This window comes from Nostoc sp. (assembly GCF_036919575.1).
Lineage (GTDB): Bacteria > Cyanobacteriota > Cyanobacteriia > Cyanobacteriales > Nostocaceae > Nostoc.
On record NZ_JBALBY010000087.1, the window covers coordinates 15,563 to 35,984 of the forward strand.

Consider the following 20,422-nt stretch of genomic DNA (forward strand, 5'->3'; position numbering starts at 1 on the left):
CATCTCTTCAAGGGATGTTCGGGATAGCCGCCCGCCGATTTAGTCATTAATCATTAGTCATTAGTCATATTTCCTCAAAAATCTCAGAAGTAAAGCTCCCATGCAGACCATAAGGGATATGATGCTTAAGATGTAGCCGAGCGATCGCACATGCAGAGAAATCACTAGCATCCAAAATTACCAAATCTGAACGGTGATCAGCAGCATCATAAACCAAAGCTAATACCCAACCATCATCTTCCTTCTCAGAACCTGGGCGCGGCACAAAAATCGGTTCACCGACAAAACCACGGGGTGCAGCACTCCAAAATTGTCTTTCAAGAGACTCTAAATCAATTTTCAGTAATGCTTGTAAGGGAGCATTACCAGTCTCTCCATGAGCCGCAGCTATATATAAATATCGATAAGAGCGTCCCACATTCGCCGGATGTATGCTGGGAAATTCACAACAACGGCCATCAATCAATTCCCGCCGGACTGTCCCATCCTTTAGATTCAGATAAAATCGCCAGAGTTGCCCAGGTGAAGACGCCTCAAAATCAACTTGTCGAAAATCGCTTTTAGGTTGGACTTTTGATAATTCTTGGTAGCAAATGGAGTCAATCAAAATTTCCTCTCCTACCTCAAAAGCATTAACATGGTGGAAGACAAAACCCGATTGAGTTTCCAAACTTTTTATCTTTTCTTGCCCTTCTTTGGGGAAGCGGGGAATAATTAGAATTTGAGTTGGCTGATTTGGCTGAAATTTGATACATTCTCCGGCCGCACGAATTCCCAAGGCGAAAGGTATGGGATTAAAGGTAACAGGATTTTGAAAGAAGATGCAGTAATTGGGAGTAATCACAAAATCGTGAATGAAAGAGAAACCTGGAACCTTATGAGCCTGCTGTCTGACAATTTCACCTGCTGGGTTTAGTTCAAAAATAGTAATTGTGGTAGATAATCCCGGCTTAATCGAGAAATTTACTAGGCAAGGTTCACCCCCATCTTGGTTACAATTTTTTTCCAACCGGGGATGTGCAGCGAAAGCTTCACCTGCTGACAAAACACCATTAAAATATTCATTCCCCAAGGTTTCAAGAGTGTAGGGATCGAGACGATGTGCTTCAGAACCTTCCCACAGTGCTAGCAGTTTCCCACCCCAATAAATAACATTTGTATTGGCGATATTTTTAAGTTTGAAGTCAAAGATATTCGCTAGCCAACCGCCAAGTTTTTGAGTACCAAAAGTACCACGATAGAGGATTTTTCCCGCCTTTTGCTCTGCCAAATAGCCAGTTGTGCGGACAAAGCGGTTGCGAAAATGAGCGCGACCGTTGGTAAAGGTAATTTTGCTAATCATCCCATCCCCATCAAATGGGTGATGAAGAAATTGCCCATTCACATCCAGCAAACCAGGGCCATTTCTAAACAGCGTACCTTGTAATTCTCTGGGAATTTGCCCTTCGATATCATCAATCCAATAATCAAACTCTTGGGTGAGAGATTTATATCCTCCTTCCCAGTCTGCACGAGTGTAGGATTTTTCTGTAACTGGGCTTTCTTGACTTTTAAAACTCTGCATCTACTTTATTTTTTGTTGTTAACTCGCACGAAAATATCTAGCCGCTAAAAGAATTTCTTTGCGACTTTGCTGAATCCCCGACTGATTCATTCTGATTCCTGAATTCTGACTTCTGAATTCTTCTTCAATACCTATTCCACTATTTTCGACTCTGATTCTCTCAGTACCAACTCAGACATCAAATCAGGCAAAAACGGTTGTTCCCCATCTTTTGATGTCTCAGTTTGCTCCTGGGCAGCAGGTAGCCAGTTGATAAATGGTAGGGGTAACAGCGTACTGAGGTTAGTAATTATCACCAATAGCCAAAGTGACTCAAAGTTTGTTGCGGTTATCCCCAGCCAATAGGTGATTAATGCCCCTAATGCATGGGAAACTGTTCCTGCGGAATTAAACACCGACATTAACAAGGCAAATAATGTCGCTTCCACACCAGAGGGACAAAGCCTTGCTGCTAGCACCATCACTTGCATAAAGGCAATTTTTCCCATCACGGTGAGAATAAGACTATCACCCAAACTAAACCAGTGGTCATCTATACCTAACAGCCTGTTTGTGTGAGTCACTAACAACAGCATCGTCATCCCCAAAACTGAGGAAAGGACGGTACTCCAAGCAAAAATCACGCGAAAAGGGATGCTTTTGAGGAAACGTTGAAAAATCCAAACACCTGCTAAAGAAGCGAAACTTGTCACCAAATGCACTCGCCCCAAAAATTCTGGTTGAAAGTGTAGTTCGTTGGTAGAGAAGTAGAAAAAGGCTGAGTCTGCATTTGGGGTAGCTTGCCAGATGAAGATAAACGCCGTTGGTAGCCAGATTGATTTTTGGCTAATGGCTTGGCGTAGCTGCCCCAGTTGATGTTTGATTGGTAAAGAGTTGGTGTGATTACTATCTTGAGCATCTTTGTTAACGGGCGACTCAGCAATTAACCAAGCTACCCCTGAGACGATGAGAGGGAATAAGGCAGTAATCCCAAAGACGGTACGGGTAGTAAAATATTGCAGCAGCAGACCGCTAAAGTATGCTGTTATTAAACCTCCGATCGCCGAAGCACCCCAACACAGAGATTGTAGTGAACCGGCTCTCGCTTGCGATTCCCCTCTGGCTCGTTCGACAACCAACGAGTCAACTATCACGTCACTCATGGCCACAGAGAGAGAACTAAGAGCGATCGCTAATGTCGCTGCCCAGCTAGTATGAACTATTGTGGCCAGACTTACCCAGGAAACAGATCCCAGTATCCCGGATAAAATCAAGTAAGGACGCCTACGATAGCCAAATATCGGCAAGCCATCAGAGATAAAGCCAAACACCGGCTTGATCATCCAAGGTAGAAAGACAATTCCCAATAGCGCCGACACCTGGACTGGACTCAGCAGCAGTTCATCTTTGAGGAAAAAGCTAACGGCTAAACGCGATAACCCTAAAATTCCTTGGACAAAGTAAACGGTGAGAATTGCAATTAATTCTGCATTAGGTTCATTACCCAAGAAGATTTTTTGTGTTAATGAATCTTTGACCTTGGACAAGCCAGATGATTGAAGCACCATTCGATAAAGATTTTTTAACTTTTATTTACTTTTCTATCATATCGAAACAGAATTCAGGAGTCAGGAGAATGATACAAATACGTTGGTAGGGGCACAGCAATGTTCATTGGTGTCAACTTAACGTTAAAAGGGCGGTTAGAAACCGCGTCTACACAGACAAAACCCACCTTCGTGGGTTAAGAATCCTTGGTTTTGTATTAGTCCACGAAGGTGGACTTTGTTTGTGTAGCCGCGAATTCTATTCGCCCTGGCTCTAAGTTGACACGCATGAGCAATGCTGTGCCACTACGAGAAATCTATATGTATCAGGGTTTGTATGAAATGGTATGACTCCTGAATTCTGACTCCTGAATTCTGACTCCTGAATTCTTCTTCAACACAATCCCAACTCTTCTGGAAAACCCAGTATGATGTTTAGGTTTTGGATTGCGGCTCCCGATGCGCCCTTACCCAAGTTGTCAAGACGAGCAACTAGCAACACTTCTTTGGTGGTGTCATTGGCGAATACAAAAACCTGAACAATATTGGTGCCATTGATTGCAATCGCATCCAGAAATATTCCGTCTCTCAGCAGAGTAGAATCTTGGAATGGAGCAACCTGGACGAATTTTTCACTTTGGTAGTAGTTAGCGATCGCTTGATAAATCATCTCACCCGATGGTGGATTATCCAAAACCCCTAGTGGCAAAGGCACTTGCACCAACATCCCCTGCTCAAAATCTCCCACTGCCGGTACGAACAGAGGCGGTGATGCTAACCCCGAATATTGATGCATTTCCAAAACGTGCTTATGTCCAAACTGTAAACCATAGATGCCATAGGGGTAGAGCGACTCTCCCCCAGCTTGCTGTTCATGGAAGGTATGGTACTGTTTGATCAGATTCTTGCCGCCACCAGAATAACCTGACACTGCATTAACGGTGATGGGAAAGTTACTCTTCAGAAGTCCCTTGGCAATCAACGGACGGATACAAGCTAAAAATCCTGTAGGATAACAGCCGGGATTGCTGACAAACTGGGCGCTGGCGATTTTCTCTCGCTGTCCTGGATTTAGTTCAGGAAAGCCATATACCCAGCCTTTAGCTGTGCGATGGGCGCTACTAGCATCAAGGATTTTAACCGTACTACTACTGACTAAACTAACAGCTTCGCGGGCGGCATCATCAGGCAGGCAGAGAATGACAACATCGACGGCATTGATTAGTTTAGCTCGTTCAGTTGCATCCTTACGTTTAGATGCATCAATGCTAACTAACTCCATGTCATCGCGTTGGTTGAGGCGTGAGTAAATCTGTAAGCCTGTGGTTCCCGATTCTCCATCAATGAAAATCTTCGGTTTAGTAGTCATGTGCTTCTGATATGTGAGTGATATTTTGACTGATTAATACTTACTTGATCTCAGATAAGGGACTGACAAAAAAAATACTCAACTACTTCTTGTGGGGTGGGCAACATGAGCGCCCTACAAGAGTTTTTTCAAAAATCAAATCGGATTTCCATCGCAGACGTAAAAATTTAATTAAATTTTTTTGTGTTGCTCACGACATCTAAAAAATAATGAGTATGTTATTCTCTTTACCGAGGTCGTAAATGATCTAACTTTCAGCAATTAACCTAAGTGTGAATACAGGCATTTCGGTGTAGGCAGCCAGAGGATTTCTGAATTCTTCCTGACCAAGACTATACCAAAATTCCTGGTGAGTTCTCACTAAAAACTAGCTTAAATAACGAATTTATAGTACCTGATATCACAAAAGCAGCTACTACAAAATCTGTTATGTCAAGCTATTATAGCTGTTTTCAATTGTATGGAATACATATATGTTGAGGAGTGCAAAGTCTTGCGCCCCATAGCGTATTGCATCCATATGAGAATCGCTATGCCCAGTCTGAAGGAGATTCTCTGAATTCTGAATTCTGAATTCTGGATTCTGCATTCTTCTTCAATTCGGGTTCGTGCCGGAGCAAATTTTTGTAGGAGTTAAGTGAACAAGATGAATCTGTGCAAACAACGTCAAAACAAGAATAGAGTATTGATTTTAACTTCCCTGGCTGTGTTAGCGTCTCCATTAGTATTGCCCTTGCAACAAGCCTTTGCAGGAACATTAACGACCGTTGTAAATTTCAACGGTACTAATGGAGCGGCCCCAAGTGCAGGCGTGCTTCCAGGGAGCGATGGCAATCTTTATGGAACTACTTCCGCAGGTGGTTCGCAAAGTAAAGGAACAGCATTCAAATTAAGTGGTACTACTTTTAGTACTCTGACCACACTAGTTAACTTCACTGGAACCAATGGAACTAATCCAGTTGCGAGATTATTCCAAGCAAGTGATGGCAATCTATATGGTGCGACCTCTACAGGTGGTACAAATAACTTCGGTACGTTGTTTAAGTTGCAAAAAACAACTTTTACAACCCTGACAAATCTTTCAAATTTCAATGGCACTAATGGAGCCAAACCAGCAGGTCGATTGATTTCAGGTAAGGATGGCAACTTGTGGGGGATAACTTCTGCCGGTGGAGTCAACAGTAAAGGAACTATATTCAAGATTCCGCTAACTGGTGGTGTCCCCACTATCGTAGTTAACTTCAACGGTACTAATGGCGCAACTCCATTGGCAAGGTTGCAATTAGCTACTGACGGAAACTACTATGGCACCGCCTCAGCCGGTGGAGCAACTAATAAAGGTGTGGCATTCAAGTTAACTCCCGCAGGACTAATAACTTCATATAGCTTTAGTGGTGCTAATGGGCAAAGTCCCCAGGCTGGATTAATTGAATCTGCTAAATTTATCTATGGCACGACTTCCTTAGGTGGAGCCAGTAATAAAGGAGCTATATTCAAGATTCCGCTCGGTGGCGGTACACCGGTTTTAGTTGCTAGCTTTAATGGCAGCAATGGAGCTAACCCCACAGCTGCACTCACAAAAGGAAGTGACGGTAACTTCTATGGTACAACTTCTACAGGTGGTGCAAATAATAAAGGAGCCATCTATCGGTTGAGTGGAGGAACCATCACTTTGTTATTTAGTTTTAATGGCACGAATGGGGCAACTCCCCAGTCCACGCTAATTCAACTTGCTAATGGTGCATTTTACGGTACCGCCTCTACTGGTGGCGCTTCTGGACAAGGAACTGTGTTTAAATTTACACCATAGCCTCAAAGACAACCTACCTGCAAAATAAATAGTAGAACGTAGATTTTTCCACTTTCAGATAGTCACGCTTACTGACTATTTGAAAGTGGAAAAAGTAGGAGTTATTCTAAATGATCAATTTTTGAATTAAATTAGCCTGCTTTCACCATCCATACCAAAAAGCTCAGAATTGTTTCGATGGGAGGAAGAGGATAATCTATTAAATCAATTGTGACTGTTTGCCCCTCTAGTCGAAGAAATCGCCATTGGGTTCCACTGCTGACAGTACCGTAAACTGCTGTTAAGGGTTGTTCTCTTGCTTGATTGAATCGCTGTGCAGCTACCATTTCTGCAATGCATTGTCCCAATCCAGATTTTAAATCTGATTTTTTCGCTTCAACTATGACAATTGCAGGTGCTTCTACCGTTAATTGTTCAGGTGAACGGCAAAGCAAGAAGTCACACACACCGTTGAGTCCAATACTCGCATCAACGTTAAACTCTTCCCCTGAAAACACGCTAATTGATGAATTGAAGATGCGTCGCACTTCCAGCAATACAGGATTAATTATCACCTCTGAACGAGCTTTTTCTGTATCTACTGCGATCGCCCACGGTAAATCCTCTAAAATACCTTGTAGTCTGAAACTTGGAGTAATGCGTTCAATTGAGTCTGGGAAAAAGCGGACTCCTTCCACAGTACTCAGATGAAAATCTTGTTTGACTTTGTTAATGGTGAATTGACTGTAGGGCATGAGAATTAATAATTCAAAATTCAAAATTCAAAATTCAAAATTAAACCCGGACTGAAACTGAGCTACGTGAAGATGTAGGGGCTACTCCTCCCAAGCGAGAGTGCGTTTCACTGCCTTTTGCCAAGTCGCAAAATTGGACAATGGGAAATTCTTACTCGGCTCAAAAACACGTTCAATTTGCCGTTGCTGCACGAGTGCTTCATAGCTCTGCCAAAATCCTACAGCTAAACCTGCTGCAAATGCTGCACCCTGAACGGTCGTATCGCGCATTATCGGACGTTCAACTGGAATACCTAGCACATCAGCCTGAAACTGCATCAGGAAATTATTCTCGCAAGCACCACCATCTACGCTTAATCGCCCAACTGGAGTACTGTTAGATGCATTAATTGCTTGCACCACCTCCAGAACTTGATAAGCGATCGCTTCCAACACGGCGCGAACTAGATGCTCTGGTTGTACACTGGCGGTAATGCCGAAAAAGGCTCCCCTCGCGCTCATATCCCAGTAGGGAGCGCCCAGTCCACTGAATGCAGGCACAAAATAGACTCCACCATTATCTTTTACCTGATTTGCCATCACTTCAGTTTCAGCAGCAGTTTTAATCAGCTTCAGGCGATCGCGTAACCATTGGATACAAGCACCACTGGTAAACATACTGCCTTCAAGAGCATAACCTACATCTAAATTTCCCCTTGAATTAGCTTGAGTCCATGCCACTGTCGAAATTAGTTGATGGGGCGATCGCACAATTTGATTACCTGTGTGAGCTACCAAAAAGCTACCAGTACCGTAAGTACATTTCATCAAACCGGGGCGATCGCAGCCATGACCGAATAGAGCCGCTTGTTGATCTCCCAAAATGGCAGTAATGGGAATTTCAGCACCCAACAAAGTAGCATCAGTAACTCCAAATACTCCTAAACTAGGCTGAATCTGGGGCAAAATATGAGCCGGAATTTGAAACAGATCCAATAAAATCTCATCCCACTCACAGGTGTTGAGATTCATCAACATTGTCCGGCTGGCGTTGCTGTGGTCGGTAGCATGGACTTTTCTACCTGTGAGGTTCCACAGCACCCAGGTATCAATGGTTCCTGCCAAGACATTGTTCAGATCAATATCAGTAAAATTGTCTAATAGCCATCTGAGTTTAGTAGCAGAAAAGTAGGCATCGATAATTAAGCCAGTGCGATCGTAGATATCTTGAGCGTAGCCTTGCTGTTGTAACTGGTGGCAAAGGGGAGCAGTGCGGCGATCTTGCCAGACGATCGCTTTTTGGAGTGGTTTACCAGTAGTTTTGTCCCAAATCAAACAGGTTTCACGCTGCACAGTTAGTCCCAAGGCGGCGATCGCTGATGGCGGAATCTGGGCATTCCCAATGGCGGTTTGCATCACCCAACAGGTATCTTGCCAGATTTGTTCAGGGTCATGTTCTAACCATCCGGGCTGAGGATAATACTGAGTTAGTTCTTTGTATGCCTGCCCAACAATATTACCGTCTGCGTTAAACACAAAGGCGCGGTTGCCTGTCGTACCTAAGTCCAGTGCTAAAATGTAACCCAATGATGTAGTTGTGTTGCCAAATGTGTGCATAGCGGCTTTGATATGGTGCGTAGGCGTAGCCCGCCTTTAGGCATCGCTAAATCACATATACATTATTTTGTGTACATTTTGAATTGAGCGATCGCCTAACGTCTATGCAAAGAAGAAACGCGTTTAGAAACCGCACGCTAGTTTGTTGAGAACTGCTATATATAGCGTTTCCTAATCACATAAGGTACATCTTAGCCCCCTCTCGAAGAGCGGGGAGGGGGTTGGGGGTGGGGTTCAGTACCTACTCAAGCGAGAACCGCTATATATAAAAACCTAGCAGAAGTGGTTATTTTGCGATCGCGTAGCTTACAATACGTTTATTAGGAAAACTCCTAGAAATCAAAACTTTTCATAACTCGTCTGCGTAGCCGCCTCAATTACGAATTAGCAACTCTCACAAGTTGTGTTTAGTTCCTCTGAACTACTAACTTGCTGTTACAGAAACTGTAACAGTCCCGTTTTTCTATTGGAGCAAATGCAATAGTTAATCATTGACACAGTATCTGCGTCAACCATGATCACAGATCGGGAATCTTTGACAAGTGAGGTGGTATAATGAATCCGCAGAAATATAGTAGTGTGAGAGAAAATTTCATGCAAAGACGCTATGGTGTTAGTCTGGGCAGACGTTATGCTCTGGCAGCTGCAAGTGTTGTTCTCTTCAGTGTATTAGGGTATTCTCAAGTCGATAGTAATAAAAGCGCTCTTGCCCAATCGAGTTTACCTCAGCCAGAAACTCCATTGCAAAAAAAAACACTCAACACTGATGCAAAAATCGTTGAGTCTAGCAATAAGTTTGGCTTCAAACTGTTTTCAGAAGTTCTGAAAAATGCTCAGGGTGGGAAGAATGTATTTATCTCACCTTCGAGTGTGGCGATCGCTCTGGCTATGATCTACAACGGCGCTAGTGGCACAACTCAAGTAGCGATCGCAAAAACCCTGGAATTACAGGGAATAAGTCTACCAGAAATCAACTCTTCTTACGCGGCGGCATTAAAGCAGCTTGTAGACAATCCTGATGCGAAAGTGCAACTGAATATTGCTAACTCACTTTGGGCAAATCAAAATTTTAGCATTGCACCAGACTTCCTCCAGAGAGTACAGTATTTCTATAAAGCCAAGGTTAGCAATTTAAACTTTCAAGATGCCGCCGCACCTAATATTATCAATAACTGGGTAAAGGAAAATACTAACGGGAAAATAACTAACATAGTTGGAACCATCCAACCCAACGATGTGTTATTTCTGATTAATGCCATATATTTTAAAGGAAAATGGACTCAAAAATTTGACAAAAATCAAACCGCTCAATACCCCTTTTACACCACATCTGGCACGCCAAAACAACACCCGATGATGTCACAGGACGGTGACTATAGATACTATGAAAGTAAACAATTTCAGGCAGTTAGTTTACCTTATGGTAAAGATGGGAAATTCAGTTTTTATATATTCCTGCCTAAACAGAACTCTAACCTGAAAGCCTTCTATCAAAACTTGAATGTTGAAAACTGGGAAAAATGGATGACTCAGTTCAGCAAACGAGAAGGGTTTATTCGCTTACCCCGCTTTCAAACAGAGTATGATATTAAACTCAATGATGCCTTAAAAACTTTAGGCATGGCAGAGGCTTTCAGCAGCAAAGCCAATTTTTCCGGCATCGGTAAAAATCTTTCCATCAGCGAAGTTAAGCATAAAACTTTTGTGGAAGTGAACGAAGAAGGCACGGAAGCAGCTGCGGTTACTTCAGTGGGAGTAACAGTGACATCAGTAGCTTTTCCTATAGAGCCACCATTCCGAATGATTGTTGACCGTCCCTTCTTCTGTGCCATTAGGGATAATCAGACGGGAAGGGTTTTGTTTATGGGTTCCATCATTGATCCACAGTAACAATTCAAAATTCAAAATTCAAAATTCAAAATTGAAGAGAGTCAACTTATAACCCAATACGATTCAGTTAAGGCTAGCACTCTTTGTCAAAGTCATTTTTTTTTACGAACCGCAGAGGCGCAGAGAACACAGAGAGAGAAGAAAGAGAAGGAAAAAATTTATTAACTGAACTGTATTGACTTATAACCGCCCTTTTAACGTTAAGTTGACACCAAAGATGTCTATTTTGAATTGAATTCTAAGGTAATGTCGCTTCAGAAATACTCAATGTGTTTTTAGCGTCAGTTTTTGGGGATTCATTTGCTGCAACGGGTGCAGTTATCTCCCCAGTGGTGCTGTCGTTTGTCTGGCTACCAGGACGCAGGGCGCTTAAAGCAGTCTTAATCACAACAGCTGTGGGTACCGCTACAATTACACCCAAGAGTCCGCCAATTCTTGCCCCTGTCAAGACTGATATTAAAATCCAAACTGGATTTAAACCAGTAAAGTTGCCTAAAATTCGGGGGGCAATTAAGTTTTCGAGAATTTGTTGGACAATTACTGCTGCTATCAAGACTCTCACACCCATTGAGAAATCTTGCAACGCCACCAATATTGTAGTCAGGGCGATGCCCACAGAACCGCCAAAGGGGACGAGAGCCATCAGGCCAATGGTTAGGCCGAATAGCAACCCAAATGGCACTTTCAGCCACAAAAAGATCGGAATCAGGGCTGAGGCCATACAGGTAGATAAAATCAGTTGGGTGATGAAGAAATTTTGGAAGCTGAGGCGGACTGTTTTGGAGAAAGGATCTCGAAATTTAGCAGGTAGCCATTCCACTAAACTTTCCCACAGTTCACCCCCATGCTGTAAAAGATAGAAAGTCAAAACTATCGTCAAGAGAATATCTAGCAGACTAGTGACTGTGATCACAGCCAGATTTAAAACTTGTCCAGCGATCGCTTGCAATTGTCCTTTGACGCGATCGTTGATTTGCACTACCAGAGCATCAAGGTTAATTGGTAAGCTAAAAGTCTCAGCTTTTTCGTTCAATATCATTAACTGAGCACGTCCAGAGTCGATCAACTCTGGCAAACGAGCCACCAGTTGTTGAGCTTGGGTAAGGGCCAGGGGAAAAAGTGTAACACCCAACGCCAATAAAATCGATAAAGCCACGAGAAATACTAGGATAGCAACTTGCTCTCGCCTAGCACCATGATGCTCCATCCAGCTCACGGGGTAGTTGAGCAGAAATGCTAGCACTGAGGCTGCGACTAAAATGACTATGAGAGAATGGAAATAATCAAAAAATACCGAAAGTGCCCAACCATTGAGAACTAGCAGGGGAGCGAATAGTGCGATCGCCCCGATTCGCACTATTGGTGTGAATGTTTGCCACCAGTCGAGTAGCTTGCGTGTCTGCATTTTGAGCTGATTGCGGGATAGAACTAAATTAAATCTTTCTTTACAGCTTATTATCTCTAACTATATGAATCTGATTCATCCTTCTAGTTTAGGAGTTAGACTAACCCTAATGGATAATTTTAAACCGAAAGAGAATGGGGAGTCGGCAGTGGGGAGTCGGGAGCAGGGGGAGAATAATAATGCCCAATGCCCAATCCCCAATGCCCAATCCCCAATCCCCAAAACACAGTTGCTTTTATATTTGATTCCGATCATCGGCTTTTTTCCCTCCTTGTGGACTCTCTATCGGGGCCAGGGTAGTCGGGAACAACTTGCTACTAGTCGTCTGTCTATTACTTTGGCACTTATTTGGCTGTTGGGATATCTATTATTAGCTAGTGGAGCAGCAACTTCAGATTTTTTAACGCTACGTCTATTTATCCTCAATAGCTTTCTCACATCAGGTTACTTTTTAGTGAGTGTCTGGTTGATTTTGCGACTGATGCAGGGCAAATCTGGGCGTTTACCAGGGTTTAGTACTTTAGCAGAACGAGTGCTGGGCAAGTATTTATCTTAATCTTTTCGGGTGATAATTTGCCAGTGTTTTTACTTATTTCCTCAAAAATCCGGTTGATTTACCTATAATATCTAGTCAAATCCAGTTTATTATTGCCATACTTCAGTAAAACATCTCCAGATTGCCCCAAAATAAAGATAAATGCTGCTATAAGTGTTGTGGTTAACACTATAAAAAAGTTAGCACTAATAATTAAGAGTTAGCTATTATAGGTTGATTTGCCAGGATGTTTTTAGTCTACAAATTTACCGAATTTGATTAGTGAGTAAGTGTGAGGAAGTCTGTGACCATTCAAAGAAGTTCGGCGGAAGAAAACCAGTCGGGAAAAGCCTCAAAGTCCAATAACAAAATTTCCCAGAACTCGAAATCAGGACGTTGGCTGTGGTTTTGGGTAGGTATGAGTGGTATTGCAATGGTGTCAGCAACAGCAGGGGCGCTTTTGGCGGTGTCTTTGACCAGTACGCCTTTGCAACAAGCCCAGCTAAGTCCAAAGGATGAGGCGGTCTTTGATGGCGATCGCATTTCTGGAGGTGTGCTGCGATTTTCAGAATTAACTCGCCCGGTGAATCTGTTGGTTTTGGGGATGAGCGTACTTCCCCCGGATATCCAAAACCCTCCCCCAGAAACCAAAAACCTCAGATACCAGCCCGAGATAAACTCCTTTGAAGGTCTTTCGGATGTGATGCTCTTGCTCAAATTTGATCCAGAGACGAAAAAAATAATTATGCTCTCCATTCCCAGAGATACCCGCACAGAAATAGAGGGGTATGGGGTAAAAAAAATTAATGCTGCCAATGTTGACGGTGGGCCAGCTTTGACTGCCAAAACAGTCAGTAATCTCTTGGGTGGGGCGGGAATTGATCGCTATGTCCGAATTAACGTTCTCGGAGTTGCCAAGCTGATCGATGTTTTGGGTGGCGTTACAGTCTATGTCCCCAAAAATATGAAGTACCAAGATGATTCTCAGCATTTGTACATCAATTTGAAGGCAGGTAAGCAGCATCTCAACGGCGATCAGACACTGCAATTGCTGCGTTTTCGCCATGACGAACTCGGTGATATTGGTCGGATTCAGCGCCAACAAATGGTCATGCGTGCTTTGATGGATCAAACACTTAATCCAGCTACTGTTGCTCAATTACCTAAAGTTCTGGATGTAGTCAAAGACCACATCGATACCAATCTGACGGTTGAGGAGTTAGTGGCGCTAATGGGTTTTGGGGTGCGGACAAATCGCTCTAATATGCAAATGTTAATGCTGCCAGGTCGCTTTAGCGAGAAAAGCGAGTTTGATGCTAGCTATTGGTTGCCCAACAAAAAGGCTATTGCGAAACTGATGGCTCAACACTTTGGTTTGGAATCAGAACAGGAACAGCTGGCGACTACATCTGACCCCCGCTCTTTGCGTGTAGCAATTCAAGATAGTACAGGTAGCGATCGCTCTAACCTGCAACCATTAATTAGAGCCTTGGAAAAATCTGGATATCGCAACATCTATCTGGCCAAAGCATGGGGTGAACCTCTAGAGGTAACTCACATTGTCGCCCAACAAGGAGATAATGAGACTGCCGAATCAGTTCGCAACACTTTGGGATTTGGAGAAGTGCGTGTGGAAAGTACTGGCAACCTTGGCTCGGATATCAGTATCCAAGTGGGTAAGGACTGGTTGCAAGAAAAATCTATCTTGGAGCAGTCGCTGACGAAATAATTCGTAATTCGTAATTCGTAATTCGTAATTAATTACGAATTATGTTGACTGTGAATTTACTGTCTGGCTGAGTTCTTGCAGTTTAGCTGCTACCACACCATTGGTTAATAATTCTTCTGCTTTCGCTAAACCCTCTGACATATCTGGACAAATACCACTCCGCCATAAGTAAAATCCGCCATTCCACAAGGCTGTTTGCATTAGTTCACTTGGTTTACCTGCTAAAACATCTTGAATATCTGCCAGCAGTTCTTCAGTAGTTCCAAGGGGTACGTTCTTGGTAGTAAACCCGTAATCACGCGGTACGAGGTGTAATCGTTCTACCTCTTGGGATGCTATGGATGAAGATAAGCTGACGATCGCAGTGCGATCGCGTGGTAAGTCGCAACTACCTTCCAATCCTTTGACTAATGTAAATTTTGTTACTCCCCGCAGCCCCAGAGCTATGTGAAACATCCCTTCTGTCGGCGGATGAACAAACCCAGCAATGACGTGAGCATCTCCAGCATAAGGACACCAGATTAGCTCCATTGTCGCCAAGGGCGGACGCTTGCCGAGTTGGTCGCGGTACTCCCAAATACTGTTAGTTAAGGGAAAATGCTGAGGAAGATAAATAAAGCCGATTCCCGTTTGTTCAAATACTTGCTGGGTTTTTGGTAGTGGTAGCCTAGTCCAATCGACTCCTAAACCCTGCCAAATATCTATTAGGGGTAGGCCATACTTAGTTGGTAGGCGATCGCCACCGTGCATTATTACTGGTTGTCCAACTGCGGCGAGTAGTAAAGCTGTGACGGGACTGATTGGTGCTGTGCGTGTTCTGCCATCATAGGGGATGCCAAGAGCGATCGCTGGTCGTGCAGAAACGATTGGTTGCAGTTTTGGCCCTAGTTCCTCATAAGCATCCAACATTCCCGCTAACTCTTCCCCCGTAGGACGCTTGATTCGATGAGCAATCAAAAACGCTCCGATTTGGGCTGGTGTAGCTTCACCCAGCAGCATCATTTTTGTAGCGATGGCTGCTTGGGCACGAGTTAAATTCTCGGCTGTATGGTTTCCGCTACCTACTTTTTGCAGGAATTCCCGAAATACATTGCTCATTTGTCTTTTGTCCATTGTCCTTTCTGAAAATAACTAATGATTAATGACTAATAACTAATGACACTTAAAGTAAACCAAAAAGTTTTTCCCAAAGAGCGATACCTGTCTTGAAAAGTTCAGATGCCTGCGGTGGTAACAGAGCGCGGTCGTTGTGCGGGCTGCGCCAACGGTGGGAAACGACGCGATACACTTTTCGCTGCGGCGGGCTACACCTACGCTCATTAAATTTACGTAGTTTACTGCTCTGAAAGGTTTCAAAAAATAAAATAAAAAAGAAGAATTCAGAATTCAGGAGTCAGAATCAATTAAAACAAGTCGCAAGTCGCTTTTTCGCAGTCGCAAGCGGTGCCCTGAGCTACGCCGTTCGCGCAGCGTCTCGTAGAGAAGGGTAAGTTTTGTGACTCTTATTTAGACCCCGACCCAAAACCTTCGGCAATTGATGCAGCGGACTTAAACCCCTAAATTTTGTTAAGTATGGTTTTACACCATGCTTAATTGTAGACCGCCTATAGAGGCGGGGGTATTAAACCCATTTATTCATCCGCTTTTTCGTTCAAAATTCAATTCTGAATTCTGTGCGAAAAAGCGCCAATATTTCTGTTTCGATAATGAAAGTAGTTTGTAGTTTATTATACAATAAGAAATAATCACGGTGTAATCAGCTTTTCAGCCTCTTGAGATCCATTTGCCGATAGCATCAGAAGATAAGTAATAATCGACTAACATCTAGATTCAGGAGTTGGTGCATGACCGATAACGCAGACTACACAGCCAACAAACACTTAAGTTCAGGTGCTAACAAACTCAAAGAGAAAGCTTCTCGAAATCATGTGATCACGGCTCCATTACCAGACCCGATTGCAAAAAATATTGAAGCGATTATTTCACTTCATACCCAGGAAGTTCGAGATATTCCCGTCCACCAGCGGATACTAGAAGCGATCGCTACATTCTTTGGGCGATCGATATTTATGTATAGTTTGCTAGTCATACTGGCTATCTGGATTTTTAGCAGTTTTTTCGATCGCTTTTTGCCATTCAATCTACCCTCGTTTAGCTGGTCAGGTCAAGGCTTAGACGCAGCTGCATTGGTGATCTCAACCGGAGTACTGGTACGACAAACTCGCCAAGAAAACTTTGCCGAACAACGGGCGCAATTGATGCTACAGCTTAACCTGCTCTCCGAGCAAAAAATTGCCAAGATTATTGCTCTATTAGAAGAACTCCGTACCGATTTGCCTAATGTGATAAATCGGCATGATTCGGAAGCTAAATTGATGCAGGAACCGGCTGACCCGATCGCAGTATTGTCAGCACTCCAGAAAAACTTAGCTGAAGAACTGTCAGCCACAGAAGAAAACAATATGAGTTGAGCGCAGTTTTTTAGTAGATTTTTGTTTCTATTGAAAGACAAAAAATAAAACTTAATGTACAGTATTTGTATCGGAAATCACAATTTTTCATAGATTTTACTAGAGGGATGCAGATGGCTCAGCTGAATGGTGTAATGATGCAGTACTTCCATTGGTATCTCCCTCCAGATGGCAATCTTTGGAATGAGTTTAAAGAGAAAGTCAAAGAGTTAGCTGATGCCGGTGTTACATCTGTTTGGCTACCCCCAGCTTATAAAGGAACAGGGGGTGGCTACGATGTCGGCTATGGAGTCTATGATATATACGATCTAGGCGAGTTTGACCAGAAAGGCTCGGTTCGGACAAAGTACGGCACAAAAGACGAGTATATCGCTGCTGTTAAGGCGGCAAAAGCTGCTGGCATTCGAGTCTATGCTGATGTTGTCCTCAACCACAAGTTAGGTGCAGACGTAGAAGAAGAGGTGGAAGCAACGCCCTATAGTCCAGACGATCGCAACCAGCCCATCGGTGAGATGCAAACAATTAAAGTGTGGACTCACTTTACCTTTCCAGGTCGCCAAGGCAAATACTCTGATATGGAATGGCACTGGTGGCACTTCGACGCAGTGGATTACAACGTTTACAATGAAGGTGAAAACGCAGTTTATCTGTTCAAAGATAAACATTTTGACGATAACGTTGACCTGGAAAAAGGCGCTTTCGACTATCTCATGGGATGCGATCTGGATATGGAGAGTCCAGAAGTTCGTGAGGAGTTGAATCGCTGGGGTGAGTGGTTTGTAGAAACCACTGATGTAGATGGCTTTCGTTTTGATGCGGTTAAACACGTCAGAGCTGGCTTTTTCCCAGAATGGCTGCAACACTGTCGCCAAAAGGCAGGTCGTGATCTTTTTGCCGTCGGTGAGTATTGGTCTTATGAAGTTGAAGCGCTGCACCATTTCATTAGCATCACCGGTGGCGATGTGTTGCTGTTTGATGCGCCATTGCACTATAACTTTAGCGCTGCCAGCAAACAAGGCAATGACTACGATATGCGGCAGATATTTGATAACACCTTGGTGCAACAGCAACCTGCTTTAGCCGTCACCTTAGTAGAGAATCATGATTCTCAACCCTTGCAGTCGTTGGAGTCTGTAGTAGAAAGCTGGTTTAAACCGTTGGCTTATGCCTTGATTCTACTGCGAAGTGATGGTTATCCCTGTATCTTCTATGCGGATTACTATGGTGCTAATTACAAGGATACGGGCAGCGATGGCAATGAGCATGAGATTTGGCTCGATAGTCATCAATGGATAATTGATAAATTTTTGCACGCTCGTCAAACCTATGCCTATGGCGACCAATACGATTACTTCGACCACGCTAATACAATCGGCTGGACACGCTTAGGAGATGAAGAACATCCTGGCGGTATGGCCGTTGTTTTGAGTAATGGAGGAGAAGGGACTAAGTGGATGGAAGTTGGGCAACCCAACAGCACTTACATTGACATCACTGAACATATCAGCGAACCTGTGACAACGAATGATGAGGGCTGGGCTGATTTTCGATGCGATGCTGGTTCCGTTTCTGTGTGGGTTCCACAGTCGTAGTCGGGGTTTTAGTAGCATTCATCCAAAAAGTTACAAAGCAATTGGACATTGCCTAAATTGCCTCATTTTAGGCAATGTTTAACGTGTCGCGGAAGTCCCCACCTTCAATGTACTCATAAGGTGGGGATTGTGAGCGGGGGATAAGGATTGCATCTGGAATTGATTTAAAACTCAAGTAAAAACAAATTCTGGATGGATGACGAATCCCCAGAATTTTCTGGTATGATACTCAATGTCTTGACCATCAATGCCATAAGCGAAAACCATTAGCTTTTAGGTATATGTTGCAAGAAAAAAATTTGGGTCTTGGGAACCAGGACTCCTGACAAGAGGAGGGAATGTAAGACTTTCTAGTACTACGCAGTTCTGGAGGCTATTCCTGATGAATTGGGAGAGCTACGTCCGTCTTAGGTTGGGGTAGTTCACTAACTACTCTTCACAATCATCAGGGTTTTCAGCGTTTGTATGATGGGGCATCAGCTTCTGTTTTAGGCAATGAATAACTTTCTCAAAGAAACAGACCACTAGCAGCGATGGCATACCCGCCCGCTTTATAACGATCGCTCTTCTCTTAAAAACTTTTTGGTTTAGTGACTTAAGAAGCCGATCGCTGCTGATCAATTTGTAATGGGATATTTTCGCGTACGAGTTGCCAAAAGTGCTTGATGGGGGGAATTTGCAGACGGTCTTGAGTTGTTACCATTACTACCCGACGAGTCAAACTAGAACCATCTGCTAAACCACTAGTACTATTGCTGGCTAAGGAGCGAATCGCCAGAGTAGGGTCAAGACGTGCTTCCACTAATGCTGATTGAGGTAGCAAAGCTATTAGTTGTCCTTGACGTACAACGCCCCGGAAGGCATCTAGGGTGTTTACCTCTAAAGCCGCTTGGAGTTTAGCTTCTAGTCGCTCAAATCTATCTTGTATTAAGCGCTGCATCCCATAACCATCTTTAAAAACCACTTGAGGATAACGAATTAGCTCCGACCAAGGAACGCATTCATATTGGGCTAATGGATGATTGGCTGCGGTTAGAACTTCTATAGGTTCATCATAAAGTACTTCTACCACTATTTCTCTACCAGTGGTTAAAAAGCGATTATTCATCACAATTGCTAAATCCACCAATCCATCTTTGAGGACTTTCAGGGCGCGATCGCTTCCCAATGAAGTCACCCGCAATTGTACATCTGGATAATCATGACAAAATTTTTGCAACACTGGTGGTAGGTAAGATCCGCACAGGGAGTGAATCACAGCAATGCAAAGTTCTGGCTGCTTTCCGGCGATTAAATCAGCTAATTCTTCTGTAGCTGTCTGCCATTCTTGGCAAATTTTGCGGACACGGGGTAGTAAACATTCACCTAAGAGTGTCAATTTTGCATGACTGGTTCTGTGAAACAGTTCTACACCCAAATCTGCTTCTAATGCCTGGATTTGGCGACTAATTGTTGATTGGGTAACACCACATTTTCGCGCTGCTTGTTGAAAGCTGCCGGTTTGGGCGATCGCTAGAAAGGCTTGCAACTGCTCTAGGCGCATTTTTATGTAGCCTGAATTACATTTATCGGTTTTATTAAGTTAAGAATTAATAATATCTAACTCTTGTGTTTTCCCTGAGTGATAGTCAGCCATTGCTTCGGATGCGAGTTTAGCAAGAGTATCTTTAGAGCCTGCTAAGATTTATCGTACTACATATAGTTTTGGTACAGGAACTGCAACTACAACCTCAGTGCATAACTGATTGAGAACAGCATAAAAAATTTAAGTAGCAAGAAGAGAGGATTTGGACTCTATTACAATCGCCCACCCAAATATAGGCCAACCCCAAAAGCTTTTTTGTCAGTAGAAATTGAAGTTGGCACAAACGAGGGCTGTACGCCTCCTAGAGTGTTGTGAATACTATTTAGAGCGAGGAGAACGTGTTACTTCATCAGGATCGCTATAAGCCCGAACTTTTTCGCGCTTACGAGGCAGACCTGCTAAACCAGCTAAACCAAGCAAACCTAGCCAACCCCAATCGAAACCGCGATCGCTAGTTCTTTCGGAAGTTGTGACACCTGTATTTCTATTAGTATCTGTAGTTCCAGTGCCTGTGGAATCAGTACCTGTAGTTCCACTACCTGTGGAATCAGTGCCTGTAGTTCCACTACCTGTAGTTCCACTACCTGTGGAATCAGTGCCTGTAGTTCCACTACCT

15 protein-coding genes and 1 pseudogene are annotated in these 20,422 nt (G+C 43.5%); 6 read left to right on the forward strand and 10 right to left on the reverse strand.

The genetic code is table 11. The annotated features are described in order from the left end of the window. Nucleotides 1-64: 64 nt before the first annotated feature. From V7K27_RS22640 to argC, 3 genes are all read right to left on the reverse strand, one after another. On the reverse strand, nt 65-1,564 hold the full coding sequence (locus tag V7K27_RS22640) for a carotenoid oxygenase family protein (protein ID WP_334950320.1): 1,500 nt from the start codon (nt 1,562-1,564) through the stop codon (nt 65-67). A gap of 131 nt (nt 1,565-1,695) precedes the next feature. Continuing rightward, nucleotides 1,696-3,111 carry a folate/biopterin family MFS transporter gene (locus V7K27_RS22645; protein WP_334950321.1) on the reverse strand — a complete coding sequence of 472 codons (1,416 nt, stop codon included), beginning with the start codon at nt 3,109-3,111 and terminating at the stop codon, nt 1,696-1,698. Nucleotides 3,112-3,484: 373 nt separating this feature from the next. Next, entirely contained in the window at nt 3,485-4,459 is a 975-nt protein-coding gene (gene argC, locus V7K27_RS22650) for an N-acetyl-gamma-glutamyl-phosphate reductase (protein ID WP_334950322.1), read from the reverse strand. A gap of 646 nt (nt 4,460-5,105) precedes the next feature. Here argC and V7K27_RS22655 point away from each other — a divergent pair. Next, nucleotides 5,106-6,269 carry a choice-of-anchor tandem repeat GloVer-containing protein gene (locus tag V7K27_RS22655; protein ID WP_334950323.1) on the forward strand — a complete coding sequence of 388 codons (1,164 nt, stop codon included), beginning with the start codon at nt 5,106-5,108 and terminating at the stop codon, nt 6,267-6,269. Nucleotides 6,270-6,400: 131 nt separating this feature from the next. Here the strand turns inward: V7K27_RS22655 and V7K27_RS22660 are convergent, their stop codons facing one another. Both V7K27_RS22660 and glpK read right to left on the reverse strand, forming a co-directional pair. Next, nucleotides 6,401-7,003, reverse strand: a complete 603-nt coding sequence (locus V7K27_RS22660) for a hypothetical protein (protein ID WP_334950335.1) — start codon at nt 7,001-7,003, stop codon at nt 6,401-6,403. 81 nt (nt 7,004-7,084) lie between these two features. Further along, nucleotides 7,085-8,599, reverse strand: a complete 1,515-nt coding sequence (gene glpK, locus V7K27_RS22665; RefSeq protein ID WP_334950324.1) for a glycerol kinase GlpK — start codon at nt 8,597-8,599, stop codon at nt 7,085-7,087. A gap of 555 nt (nt 8,600-9,154) precedes the next feature. Here glpK and V7K27_RS22670 point away from each other — a divergent pair. Further along, on the forward strand, nt 9,155-10,489 hold the full coding sequence (locus V7K27_RS22670) for a serpin family protein (protein WP_334950325.1): 1,335 nt from the start codon (nt 9,155-9,157) through the stop codon (nt 10,487-10,489). A 238-nt stretch (nt 10,490-10,727) separates the two neighbouring features. On the opposite strand, the gene V7K27_RS22675 is transcribed toward V7K27_RS22670, so the two are convergent. Continuing rightward, entirely contained in the window at nt 10,728-11,894 is a 1,167-nt protein-coding gene (locus V7K27_RS22675) for an AI-2E family transporter (protein WP_334950326.1), read from the reverse strand. Between the two features lie 109 nt (nt 11,895-12,003). On the opposite strand from V7K27_RS22675, the gene V7K27_RS22680 reads away from it, so the two are divergent. Together V7K27_RS22680 and V7K27_RS22685 are read left to right on the forward strand one after the other, a co-directional pair. Beyond that, complete coding sequence (locus V7K27_RS22680) at nt 12,004-12,450, forward strand: hypothetical protein (protein ID WP_442947639.1); 447 nt, start codon at nt 12,004-12,006, stop codon at nt 12,448-12,450. Between the two features lie 283 nt (nt 12,451-12,733). Continuing rightward, nucleotides 12,734-14,158, forward strand: coding sequence for an LCP family protein (locus V7K27_RS22685; RefSeq protein WP_334950327.1), 1,425 nt, complete (start codon nt 12,734-12,736; stop codon nt 14,156-14,158). 39 nt (nt 14,159-14,197) lie between these two features. On the opposite strand, the gene V7K27_RS22690 is transcribed toward V7K27_RS22685, so the two are convergent. Continuing rightward, nucleotides 14,198-15,256 carry an anthranilate phosphoribosyltransferase family protein gene (locus V7K27_RS22690; RefSeq protein ID WP_334950328.1) on the reverse strand — a complete coding sequence of 353 codons (1,059 nt, stop codon included), beginning with the start codon at nt 15,254-15,256 and terminating at the stop codon, nt 14,198-14,200. A 746-nt stretch (nt 15,257-16,002) separates the two neighbouring features. Between V7K27_RS22690 and V7K27_RS22695 the strand changes: the two genes are divergently transcribed. Together V7K27_RS22695 and V7K27_RS22700 are read left to right on the forward strand one after the other, a co-directional pair. Continuing rightward, nucleotides 16,003-16,629, forward strand: coding sequence for a DUF1003 domain-containing protein (locus V7K27_RS22695; RefSeq protein ID WP_334950329.1), 627 nt, complete (start codon nt 16,003-16,005; stop codon nt 16,627-16,629). 113 nt (nt 16,630-16,742) lie between these two features. Then, nucleotides 16,743-18,221 (forward strand): alpha-amylase, encoded by a 1,479-nt coding sequence (locus V7K27_RS22700; protein ID WP_334950330.1) that lies wholly within the window; start codon nt 16,743-16,745, stop codon nt 18,219-18,221. Between the two features lie 595 nt (nt 18,222-18,816). Here the strand turns inward: V7K27_RS22700 and V7K27_RS22705 are convergent. From V7K27_RS22705 to V7K27_RS22715, 3 genes and pseudogenes are all read right to left on the reverse strand, one after another. After that, entirely contained in the window at nt 18,817-19,764 is a 948-nt protein-coding gene (locus tag V7K27_RS22705; RefSeq protein ID WP_334950331.1) for a LysR family transcriptional regulator, read from the reverse strand. A gap of 162 nt (nt 19,765-19,926) precedes the next feature. Beyond that, a pseudogene (locus tag V7K27_RS36545) lies at nt 19,927-20,074 on the reverse strand (IS4 family transposase); the annotation flags it as partial. Nucleotides 20,075-20,124: 50 nt separating this feature from the next. Then, a partial coding sequence (locus tag V7K27_RS22715; protein ID WP_334950332.1) for a WGxxGxxG family protein occupies nt 20,125-20,422 on the reverse strand: 298 nt, incomplete at its 5' end.